The sequence below is a fragment of the Oceanobacillus sp. FSL W8-0428 genome, assembly GCF_038004405.1.
GTDB lineage: Bacteria > Bacillota > Bacilli > Bacillales > Amphibacillaceae > Oceanobacillus > Oceanobacillus sojae.
In genome coordinates, this window is sequence record NZ_JBBORB010000001.1 from 3,129,398 (window position 1) to 3,141,798 (window position 12,401).

6 protein-coding genes are annotated in these 12,401 nt (G+C 38.2%); 5 read left to right on the forward strand and 1 reads right to left on the reverse strand.

Annotated features, from left to right (window positions below; translation table 11 throughout):
* Positions 1-412 precede the first annotated feature (412 nt).
* From MKY30_RS14855 to MKY30_RS14875, 5 genes are all read left to right on the forward strand, one after another.
* Positions 413-8,131, forward strand: coding sequence for a Cna B-type domain-containing protein (locus tag MKY30_RS14855; protein ID WP_341084490.1), 7,719 nt, complete (start codon positions 413-415; stop codon positions 8,129-8,131).
* A gap of 762 nt (positions 8,132-8,893) precedes the next feature.
* Positions 8,894-9,091 (forward strand): DNA-binding anti-repressor SinI, encoded by a 198-nt coding sequence (locus tag MKY30_RS14860; protein ID WP_156987180.1) that lies wholly within the window; start codon positions 8,894-8,896, stop codon positions 9,089-9,091.
* Between the two features lie 277 nt (positions 9,092-9,368).
* The gene (locus MKY30_RS14865; protein WP_341084491.1) at positions 9,369-10,247 is read left to right on the forward strand and encodes a ComEC/Rec2 family competence protein; all 879 of its coding nucleotides are present in this window, start codon (positions 9,369-9,371) and stop codon (positions 10,245-10,247) included.
* Between the two features lie 74 nt (positions 10,248-10,321).
* Complete coding sequence (locus MKY30_RS14870; protein ID WP_147212376.1) at positions 10,322-11,167, forward strand: SPFH domain-containing protein; 846 nt, start codon at positions 10,322-10,324, stop codon at positions 11,165-11,167.
* A gap of 12 nt (positions 11,168-11,179) precedes the next feature.
* The gene (locus MKY30_RS14875; protein WP_077603689.1) at positions 11,180-11,359 is read left to right on the forward strand and encodes an Arc family DNA-binding protein; all 180 of its coding nucleotides are present in this window, start codon (positions 11,180-11,182) and stop codon (positions 11,357-11,359) included.
* A gap of 61 nt (positions 11,360-11,420) precedes the next feature.
* Here the strand turns inward: MKY30_RS14875 and MKY30_RS14880 are convergent, their stop codons facing one another.
* On the reverse strand, positions 11,421-11,984 hold the full coding sequence (locus MKY30_RS14880; protein WP_147212377.1) for a GNAT family N-acetyltransferase: 564 nt from the start codon (positions 11,982-11,984) through the stop codon (positions 11,421-11,423).
* Between the last annotated feature and the right edge of the window lie 417 nt (positions 11,985-12,401).

Below are 12,401 nucleotides of genomic sequence, written 5' to 3' on the forward strand. Positions count from 1 at the left end.
TTAATATAACCAAATATTGGGATATATTAGATTACCAGGATGTACAGAATTTGTATATATACACACTATTCTCTGGGACATATTCAGTAAGTTATTATGAAAATGACTACAGAGTCTCATTTCCAGTAACTCGATATTAATTGTAATTTTCTTCATAGAAACTAGTAAAAAGCTGCTGTATAGAGGATGAGTATGTAGTCAGAAGAGACTTTAAAATGTTTCTGTCAGTTGGATAAGGGTAATGCCAGGGCGTTTTCATAAATAGTGAATCTATTCATCTATTAGATAACGTTCTTTTACGCTTTTTCTGCAGAACAGAAATTATTTTAAAGATATAAAGATATTAGGAGGTGTTGGGTTTCACTATTCCAGCAGTTAATAAAAATAAAAAAGAAAAGGGGGACTGGACTAATTGAAGAGAAGAGCAAAAAGAGTAAGTATATTTATGATTTTTCTTCTTGTTATGCAGTCATTTGTAACAGGTTTTGCACCGATACAGACGGCATACGCAGAAGGAAATAAAAATGATACGTTCTTTGATTTTGAAAGCATTTCCGAGAGCTCTTTTACCGAGGAAGAAGATAGTCGGCTTCTACATATAGACTGGTCGCTTGCGGATTATGATCTAGAAGATGTAAGCCAACCTGTAGATTTCGATTCTCCTGTAGAATTAGCAGCGCAGAACGGCATCATCTCTTCAGATGAAGAAGCTGTGGAAATTGCTTCCTTTAAAACAACAGAAAATATGATTAGCGTCACGTTTAATGAAGTGGCGCTGGAGCATCCGGAAGCTGAAGGTACATTAAAGCTGCAGGTGCCTTTAGAGGAAGAGGAAGTTGTGGAGGAAGAAGAAGTAACTACTGAAGAATCTGTTGAAGAGGGGTCAACGGAAGAAGGAACCGGGGAAGTTGTAGAGGAAGAAGCGGTTGAAGAAGAAAGAACTGGGGAAGCAGTAGAGGAAGAAGTGGCTGAAGAAGGTGCCGAGGAAGCAGTAGAGGAAGAAGGGACTGAAGAAGGTGCCGAGGAAGCGGTAGAGGAAGAAGAGATTGAAGAAGGGACCGAGGAAGCGGTAGAGGAAGAAGAGACTGAAGAAGGGACCGAGGAAGCAGTAGAGGAAGAAGGGACTGAAGAAGGCGCCGAGGAAGCAGTGAAGGAAGAAGAGACTGAAGAAGGTACTGAGGAAGCTGAAGAAGAGAACACTGCGGCTTCTGCTGCATTTAATGTAGGACCGCAGGCTGAGTTAGGGAATATCTTTACCTTTGAAAGCTTAGAAATTGATGGTCAAACGATTGAAGATGGTGACATTATTTCCATCACTGAAGGTACTATTGCAGATCTTAGGTTTAGCTGGCATACACAAGGGATGAGTGCGAAAGCTGGTGACACAGCCGAGATTAGTCTTTCTGATGCCTTTAAGACGGTTACTACACCAGTTCAAGATCTCATAGTTGATGGAACAAAGGTAGGAACCTACCACGTTGAGGATGGTGTGTTAAAATTTGTATTTGATGAAGGCATTGAGACTTCAGACGTCCAAAACGGGTTTGTCAATCTTGGTTTAGAGTTCAATTTGGATAAATTCAGAGAAAATATTGAACAAGAGATTCCATTCAATGACGGTCACGAAAATAACATAACTGTCATTGCGCGGCCAAATATAGAACATAGCGGTATTGAAAAAGAAGGACATCCCGATACGGACCATGATGCAAGAGAAATTACATGGACGATTGACGTGGTCAATACTAATGATGAAGAGATAACGGAGGCAACATTAGCGGATAACATTCCTGGTGGATTAGGAGAAGCTAGAGATTTTGTTATCCATAAGCTAAACATTGGCTTTGATGGAGGTATAAGCGAAGGAGAAGACGTAACATCGACTCTAAATCCATCAGAATTCCCAATTGATTTAGGCACAATCGCACCTTTTAATGGCTATCGTGTCCAATATACGACAACCATTGAAAATTATGCAGAAGAATCATTTACTAATGACGCAACTTTTAAATACGGTGAAAAAAGTTTACCGGCTGAGGCTACCGTTGGAGGATTGACAAGAAGTAATCCGATTGAAAAGGATGGCTGGCAAGATGGAGACAGCGATGTTATTCAGTGGCAAATTGATGTTAATAAAAATGGAAGTCTTATTAATGAGGCTATAGTAGAAGATAGTCTGCCTCCTGGCTTAACCGTAGACCCAGATAGTATTGAAGTGGTTAGAATTACACAAAGTGAAGGAACTTGGACAGAAGGAGCTGCTCATGGCGGTTCGTTTATGGAGTTCCCGATAAACTTAGGGGCATTAGGACAGGATGATGCCTATCGAATTAAATTTAAAACAGATATAAATTGGGCAGATATCAATGATAGCAAATATCAAAAAGATAATGGCTTCTTAAATGAAGCAACCCTAAAAGATGGTGAAGATGAATTAAATAGTGATGATGCAACAGTTAACATTGTTAGAGATCCGGTCCTTCGCAAAGAAGGGGTATCCAATGTAGATTATGACAATAAAACGGTCAGCTGGACGATTCACGTCAATGAAGCAGGACACCCGATTGGGAATGCTGTGCTGACAGATTTAATTCCGGAAGGGTTAGCGATTTCTGAAAGTGATATTGTAATCACTGACGAAGAAGGCAATTCTTATACTCCTGTTAACATCAGCCTTGACCCTAATGCTGATGGTGGAACAGCAGTTGTTATTAACTTAGGAGATGTAGGTACACACAAGCTGAAAGTAGAATATACAACTGCGATTACCGATTTCACTAAAAATAATTTTAATAATAGTGTAGGTATGACAGGTGATGGTGTTGGTGAAGAGGGAGAAAATAGTAACGCTGAGATTAGACCAGCAGCTAACACCTATGGTAAGAGTTTCCGGGGAATAGATTATAATGCCAAAACGATGAATTGGCAATTAAATGTGAATCCAAGAAGAGAAGCAATTGATTCATTAGTAATAGAAGATACTTTCCCGAATAAAGGGATGATTCTATTGCCGGGTTCGGTAAAAGTAAATCATGCTGGGAACGAACTTGTAGAAGGTACAGATTACACGCTTGCACCTAGAACTGAAGATGGTGAAACAGGTTATCATAAAGGATTTACTATTACTCTTCTAGACAATGCGTTACCATTAAATGGAGGACAGCTAAGTGTTGATTATCAAACCTCTTATGACCCGCAAGAAGAAGTGGATGGTAATACGCTAGAACCTCATATATCTCGTGTAGGCGGAGAAAATCAAGATGGCGCCAGACTTTATGTCAATCATGCTCATTTTAAGGGAGAAACAGTAAATGAGAATCCGATTGATGAAACTCGTAATGCTGATACAAGGGTAAGAGAAGATTCCTGGAACAGCGGTAAAAAAGAAGGGCAGTTAGTCCATTTTGATGACGAAGGCAAAGCAGTAAATGGTTGGGTAAGCGGCAGTGAAAGAAAGGTCGCCTGGCAGTTGTACACGAATTATCAAAAACAAAACCTAGGATCAGATGTTTCGATAACAGATACGTTAGCTTATGCTGGAAATATTGATGCAGATAGTATCCGAGTATCGGTTTATAACGTAAATTCTAATGGTTCAACTGAAATTACTGGGCCAGTATTAGACCCGGGTAATTATTCAGTAGACGTTGATGGCGGCGAATTTACAATTACCTTTAACAATGAGGTAACAGAAAGATATGTGATTGAATTTACGACATCTGTACCAGACATCTCAAAACAAAGCTATACTAACAACGCAATAGTTAGTGTTGGAGATGTGGAATATCCTTATAGTGCTACCCTTAACTATGGTCAGTACGATGACTTCTTGAAAAAAGGAGCAATTGGTTTAAATGGTGATCGTGTATTCACAGGGGATGAAGTGGATTGGCAAGTTACGGTTAATGAGAGCCTTTCTATCATTAAAAATCCTGTGATTACGGATACCTTAAGCTCCGGTCACGTATATTTATCAGATAGTCTTGAAATCTATAGAGCGCAGGACTTAGAGAATGCTCTAGTAGAAGGAACAGACTATATACTTGATGTCAGCGCGACAGACGATGGTGAAAATGTTTTAACTATCAACATGGCAGAAGATTTACAAGATACCTTAGTTTTAAAATATACAACCGTTGTAACTGCAACAGATGGTGATATTGGTAACAGAATTTCATTGGATGGATCTGCTATTGATCAGCAATCTGTAGAGTCCAGTAAATTAAATGCCAGACAATTCTCTGATGCAGGCGGCGAATGGGCACCAAACAGAGGAGCTTTAAAAGTTACAAAAGTCGATGCAGAAGAAGAGGAAGTTATTGCAAATAACGAAGCGACCTTTACACTGTGGTACGATTTAAATGGAGAAAGAGTTCAATACACACAAGAAGAGGCATTTACTACGGTAGATGGTATCCTTCAAATTGGAAACTTACCACTTAGAACGTATTACCTAGTAGAGGAAGAAGCACCAGCAGGATATGTTATTTCTGAAGATGAGATAGAAATTGTTGTTAATAAAGCATATGGTAACGACGAAGAGAATATTGTGTCAATTACGTTTGAAAATACAAAAGAAAAAACTGACATAACAGGAACAAAAGTATGGGAAGGTGGGCCAAAGCCAACCATTGAATTGCAGCTGTACAGAGATGGTGAACCATACGGTGATGCAGTAGCGCTGGAAGATGGCGAAACAGAATATATTTGGTCTGAGCTAGACAAAACAGATATCGATGGGAATGAGTATAAATATACAATCGATGAAGTGGAAGTTCCTGATAATTATGAGAAGGCAATATCGGAAGATGGCCTAACTATTACCAATACTTTTGAATCAGGAGAAACAAGTATTAATGTAGCAAAGGTTTGGGAAGATGCAGATAACCAGGATGGTGTCCGCCCCGCGTCGATTACCGTTATATTGTTAGAAAACGATGAAGGAACAGAGCAATCAATCGTGTTAAATGAGAACAATAACTGGGAAGGCACATTTACAGGATTACCAGTCATCGATCAGACAGGTGCAGAAATTACCTATACCGTTAGAGAAATAGCTGTTGATGGATATGAAACAGAAACAGCAGGAAATTCTGCAGATGGTTATGTGATTACCAATACGCATGAACCAGCTATGATTGATTTAGAAGGTACGAAAACATGGGATGACGCCGATAACCAGGACGGTAAACGTCCAGAATCCATCACTGTTCGTCTGTTAGCAAATGGTGACGAAATAGAAGCTGTGGGAGTTTCTGAGGAAACAGAATGGAGTTATGTCTTTACAGATTTACCGAAATTTGATAATGGAGAAGAAATTAATTACACCATTCAAGAAGATAATGTAGAGGACTACTCTGCAGAAATTAATGGAATGGATATTACCAACAGCTACACACCAGAGCAAACAAGTATCAATGTAGTCAAAGCATGGGAAGATGCCAATAATCAAGATGGTGCACGCCCAGACTCGATTACTGTGAAACTATTGGCTAATGGTGAAGAAACAGGCCAAGAATTAACTCTAAACGAAACAAATAACTGGCAAGGAGACTTCATCGAATTAAATGTTTATAAAGATGGAGAAGAAATTCAATACAGCATAGAAGAAGTAGCTGTAGAAGATTATGAAACAGAAACAGCAGGAAATCCTGCAGACGGTTATGTGATTACCAATACCCATGAACCAGAATTAATTGATTTAGAAGGAATGAAAACATGGGATGACGCTGATAATCAAGACGGCAAACGCCCAGAGTCAATTACTGTTCGTTTATTAGCAAATGGTAGCGAAGTAAAAGCTGTAGAAGCTTCTGAGGAATCTGATTGGAGCTACATCTTTACAGATTTACCGAAATTTGATAATGGAGAAGAAATTAATTACACCATTCAAGAAGACAACGTGGAAGACTACTCTGCGGAGATTAATGGCCTGAACATTACCAATAGCTATACACCAGAACAAACAAGTATCAATGTAGTCAAAGCATGGGAAGATGCGAGTAATCAGGATGGTGCTCGTCCAGGTTCGATTACAGTGAAATTACTTGCAGATGGTGAAGAAACAGGTCAGGAATTAACTCTAAACGAAGCGAGTAACTGGCAGGGAGACTTTATTGAATTAGACGTCTATGCAGATGGAGAAGAAATTCAATACAGTGTTGAAGAAATAGCAGTTAATGCTTATGAAACGCAAACAGCAGGAAATCCTGCAGACGGTTATGTAATTACCAATATACATGAACCAGAATTAATTGATTTAGAAGGAACAAAAACATGGGATGATGCCGATAATCAAGATGGCAAACGCCCAGAATCCATTACTGTTCGTCTGTTAGCAAATGGTGATGAAGCAGAATCTGCGGAAGTTTCCGAGGAAACAGATTGGAGCTATGCCTTTACAGACTTACCAAAATTCGAGAATGGGGAAGAAATTAATTACACTATTCAAGAAGATAATGTAGAGGATTATTCAGCCGAAATTGATGGTCTGAACATTATCAACAGCTATACACCGGAACAAACAAGTATTAATGTAGTCAAAGCATGGGAGGATGCAAATAACCAGGATGGTGCACGCCCGGACGCGATTACAGTAAAATTACTTGCAAATAGTGAAGAAACAGGTCAGGAATTAATACTAAATGAAGCAAATAACTGGCAAGGAGACTTTACTGAACTAGACGTCTATACAGATGGAGAAGAAATTCAATACAGTATAGAAGAAGTCGCGGTAGAAGGGTATGCAACCCAAACAGCAGGGAATCCTGCAGATGGTTATGTAATTACCAACAGCTACGAACCGGTGCTAATTGACTTAGAAGGAACAAAAACATGGGATGATGCCGATAATCAAGATGGCAAACGCCCAGAATCCATTACTGTTCGTTTATCAGCAAATGGTAGCGAAGTAAATGCTGTGAAAGTTTCTGAGGAATCTGACTGGAGCTACACCTTTACTAACCTGCCAAAATTCGAGAACGGAGAAGAAATTAATTATACTGTTCAAGAAGATAATGTAGAAGATTACTCTGCTGAAATTAATGGTATGGATATTACCAACAGCTATACACCAGAACAAACAAGTATCAATGTTATAAAAAGCTGGAATGACGAAAATAATAAAGCTGGAAATCGTCCAGATTCCATTACAGTGAAACTATTGAAAAATGGAGAAGAAACAGGTCAGGAAATTACTCTGAGTGAAGATAATAACTGGCAGGCTGACTTCACTGGCTTGGACGTATACGCAGACGGAGACTTAATTGAATATACTGTTGAGGAAGAAGACGTTCCAAACTATGAAAGTAATGTAACTGCTGGTGAAGAGAATGGATATAATTTCACAGTAAAAAACAATTATAATCCGGCAAAAGTAAGTGTTGGTGACTATGTATGGTTTGACAAAAACAAAGACGGTTTACAAGACGAAACAGACATCCCGATTAAAGGAGTCGTCTTAACGATTGAAGATGAAGATGGAAATCCAGTAATAGATGTTTACGGAAATCCAGTAGGACCAGTAACAACAGATGAAAATGGATATTATATCTTTGAAAATCTGCCAATCGATAAAACGTACATTGTACGAATTGATCGGGAAGCATCTAAAGAAGCCTTGAAAGGGTATGTACCAACTCTGGAAGAGGTAGGCGATGATAATTCCATTGATTCCTCTTTATGGTTTGCGGTATCCCGTCATTTAACAGAAGACGGAGAACATGACCCGACATTAGACTTTGGTTTTGTAAAAGCAGAACCAGAAGAGCCGGGTAAAGAGCCAGAGGAACCTGGTAAAGAACCAGAGGAGCCGGGTAAGGAGCCAGAGGAACCTGGTAAAGAGCCAGAGGAGCCAGGTAAAGAGCCAGGAGAAGATCCAGGAGAAGATCCAGGTAAAGAGCCGGGAGAAGATCCAGGTAAAGAGTCGGGAGAAGATCCAGGTAAAGGATCAGCTGAAGTTTCAGGTAAAACGGATTCAGGTGATTCTAAAGAAACAGATAAAGGTGATGGTGAAACATTGCCGGGTACAGCAACATCTATGTTCAACTTATTGCTTATCAGCTTAGGTTTACTGGCAGCCGGTGCAATCTTAGTTATTGTCAACCGCTTCCGTAACCGTTCATCTGACTAGGTAAAGCAGATTTAAGTAAGAAAAAGGAGCTATTACTAATTTTCAGTAATAGCTCCTTTTTCAAATTTATTGGCAGGTATCTTCTAAAACATCTCCACTCCCCAGCTCCACCTTTTGTTTTTAGGGTTGATTACACATAATATGAAATCGGATATAATTATTCGCAAGAAATCAATTTTAATCAAAAAATACATAAACTATTAACATTCCTCAATATACAAATGTGTGAATATAGTTTATTATCCACATTAGATATATAATTCAGAAAAATTAACTGAATTATGACATATAACTATGAATAACCAGGAGGGGAAGGACTGATTTAGATAACTTTACACTGTCACGCATATTTACTTCTTTATCATATGTAAAGCTGATCAAAATGAAATGAGTATATAACATGATTAGTGTCCGGGAATCCAGATATCTTACTAAGGTTTACAGGAAGCTGCTATGGAAAAGCTTTAAAAGATAAGGGCATGAAAATTATTTTAAATGCAGTTGAATATAGAAAGCAGCTGAAAAGAAAAAGAGAATATATTAACTTGTTTTCTAACTGTTGTAAAAGAGCCGAGAAACAGTTAAATATAGTCATTCATACGTTGATTATCTTTTTTTACAAGAGGCAGGATGTCAATATTCGGAATAATCGGTCAATTATTTTATGTATGCTTCCATCTTGTTTGACAAAGTAGACTGTTTTTATACAACATGGGTGATGGAACATTGCTAATTATCTGGATTAATAATGGGGGCGAAAGTATGAAAAAGATAATTGAAAATGCTGCATATGATCAAGAATGGATTAGCTTAATTATAGAAGCGAAAAAACTGGGCATACCATTGCACGAGATTCGCCAGTTTCTGGATAGTGCAAATGAAAAATCAAAGTTCGATTTAATTTTCACAGATTTTACAAACAAAAAAACCCGCTCTTTCAGACGATTTGTTGAAAAATGAATGGAGCTTTCTAAAATAGTTAATTTTAAAATTATAGCAGTAAAATGCTTTAAAGGCTTTTAACCTATATAAATTAAAACAGGAACTTAAAAAGGTAAATCCTATTCCTTATTATGTTTTATTTTAACTGGAGAATAAATAATTATTCACGTAAGTTTTTTATATCCATTTTACTGGGCGCAAATAGAACCTTTTTCAACAATTACCAATCACCTTTCCTCATAGCATTCTTTTATTTTGTTTACACTAATGAAAAAGAAGGGGAGGTGTTTGAAGTTTGTGGAAAAAAGGTTTAATTTTTTTATTGCTTCTGACAGTTGTTCATTTTCATCATGCTTCACCCGCCCATGCAGAGCAGGAAATGCCGCCGCTGAAGGTACATTTTATTAATGTCGGTCAAGGAGATAGTATTTTAATCGAAACGCCTTTAGAACGGACCATTTTAATTGATGGAGGACCTCCGGAAGCTGGTAATGCTGTTGTTAAATATATAAAAGAGCTGCGGATTAATGAAATTGATTTAATGATTGCGACACATCCGGATATCGATCATATTGGCGGTCTAATCAATGTATTAGATGAATTTGAGGTGGGAAATGTGATTGATACAGGAAAGCTTCATCCGACAAAGACTTTTGCCTCGTATATGAATCGAATCCGTGATTTGCAAATCCCGGTTACTATTGCTGAAAAGGATACACCAATTGAAATAGACCCGACGATTTCTTTAGATATTTGGAATGCTGCACAGCCATTAACCTCTCCAAATGCATCATCTCTTGTATTAAAGCTCCGTTATGAAGAAACAGATATGCTCCTTATGGGAGATGTCGGTAAAAAGGAAGAAAAGGAAATACAGAGAATGCATAATGTGAATGCAGAAGTAATTAAAATAGGGCATCATGGCTCCAATACAAGCTCTTCAATGTCTTTTCTGAAAGAGGTAGATCCTGAAATAGCCATTCTAACCTACAGTAAAAATAATACCTATGGCCATCCTGTTTCCCGCGTTATCGACCATTTAAATGAAATAGACGCTTTGATTTATTCCACAGCAGCCTTGGACAGTATTACTGTTGAAACGGATGGCAGCGCAATAATGGTAAATCCTAAAATGAATCCAATCCAGAAGTTTATCGAGGAACAAGTTAGCTGATGATATATCATTTTACATTTTAATACAAAAGTGATATCATTATAGTATAATAAAGATATGGAGGAGAGGATCTCATGCAGGAACGTAAGGCATGGAGTATTAATGGTATTCTTGGAATAGGTTTAATCATCGTATTGCTGGCTTTAGGGGCATTCGGTATTTATCAGCAGTATTTTGCTTTAGGGATTGTGCTGATTCTGATTGCTGGTATTTTAATCAGCGGAATAACGATTGTACAGCCGAATCAGTCTATTGTTGTGATTTTTTTGGGGAAATATATGGGAACAGTACGTCGGGAAGGCATTTTGGTAACTGTACCATTTTCTGTACGCAGAACAATTTCTTTAAGAGTTCGTAACTTTAACAGTAACCGGTTAAAAGTAAATGATGTGAATGGAAATCCAATTGAAATAGCAGCAGTTGTTGTTTTTAAAGTGGTAGATGCAGCGAAAGCAGTTTTTGACGTGGACCAATACGAGGATTTTGTTGAAATTCAAAGTGAAACGGCTATCCGTGCAGTAGCGACAACGTATCCATATGATTCATTTACCAATGAAGAATTAACATTACGCGGGAATGCAGATGAAGTATCTAATCAGTTAACAGCAGAGCTGCAAGATCGCCTGCAGGTTGCCGGTGTGGAAGTAATTGAAGCACGGTTAACACATTTAGCTTATTCTACAGAGATTGCCCAGGCAATGCTGCAGCGACAGCAGGCAAGTGCAATTATCTCTGCCCGGGAGCAAATTGTTCAGGGGGCAGTTGGTATGGCGCAAGATGCAATAGCCCGCTTGGAAGCTGATAATATGGTGGAGTTAGATGATGAGCGCAGAGTGGCATTGATTAATAATCTGCTGGTTGCCATTGTCTCTGATCAAGGAACACAGCCGGTAATCAATACAGGATCGCTTTACCAATAAGCAGGGCTTACTATGGCTAAAAAGAAAAACTTTCCATTACGTATAGATCCCGAGCTCTATGATATTTTACAGCGTTGGGCAAAGGACGAGTTCCGGAGTGTCAATAGTCACGTTGAATTCTTGCTTAGAGAATCTGCCAAAAAGGCGGGAAGACTTCCAAAAAAGCATGATAAGAAAATAGGGGAAGATTAAATTAACCCTCAAAATATAAGCCTTAAGAAATCTGCTGCTGATTTCTTAAGGCTTATTTGATTTAAGATACTTCCTCATCAGAACTGACTGCGGTTTCCGAATGGAATTGCTGATAGGACAAATAATGCTCCTTCGTAATCACGAATAAATCATATATCACTTCATTGGAATTTGCATTAATACGTTCATACATAGATTGGTACAGTTCATTAGCAGCGGTGACATAGGGAAGCTTCAGGACGGCTTTCAATGAGCGTTTGTTGCTTTTTTGCACCTTCATAAAGACCCCGTCAATTTCCTTGGTTGTAAAAAGCTCGTGAAAGAAGGCATCTTTAGCTTGACGGTTATATCCTTTACCAAAATACGGTTTCCCAAGCCATGTAGCTAAAAAACCATAATTATCTTCAATATCAAAAAGGTTAATAGTGCCAATTGGCTGCTGGTATTCATCTAAGATGGTTCGTGAAATTAATTCGCCCCGCTCTTCCGCTTCTATCGTTTGTTTTGTTAAAAAATAGAATTCATCAACGGTTGTTGCTTTTTGTCTGACAAAAGGAAACACCTCAGGGGCAATCATAAGTTCAAATAACATAGGTACTTCAAGTAAATCACGTATTTTCAGCATGAAAATACCCTCCTTTTTTCCAGGCGGGTATTCTTACATGCAAAATAAACGCAGTAAGTGAGTCACCCACCCTCGAATTTTTATTTTAAAAGTAGCATTGAAACAAAAATTCGGGGTGGGAATCGAACCCACTAGAACCAGGAAACCCCGGTGGCGCACCATTTGCCTTCCCTATTTAATTGATTTTCTCTCAGTACAACCGAAACAGGCTGCTTATCAGCTCTTTTCAAATTCATTTTTGATAATTTTATTGTATGATTTTTTCAGTGAAATGCAAGTATTTTTTTATAAGAATACAAAAAATTTTACTTAGGAGTAATTGTGTCCAATTAAGTAACAGGGGAGATATATAAGGAAGAAGAGAGGATGATAAACACGTGAAAAAAGGTTTATCATTTAATAAAAACTTCTCGATAA

What these genes read in the sequence shown, in the direction of transcription:
- MKY30_RS14860 (WP_156987180.1), top strand. Translation starts at nt 8,894, where the DNA reads ATGAAAAAGATAATTGAAAATGCTGCATATGATCAAGAATGGATTAGC.
- MKY30_RS14870 (WP_147212376.1), top strand. Translation starts at nt 10,322, where the DNA reads ATGCAGGAACGTAAGGCATGGAGTATTAATGGTATTCTTGGAATAGGT.
- MKY30_RS14875 (WP_077603689.1), top strand. Translation starts at nt 11,180, where the DNA reads ATGGCTAAAAAGAAAAACTTTCCATTACGTATAGATCCCGAGCTCTAT.
- MKY30_RS14880 (WP_147212377.1), bottom strand. Translation starts at nt 11,984, where the DNA reads ATGCTGAAAATACGTGATTTACTTGAAGTACCTATGTTATTTGAACTT.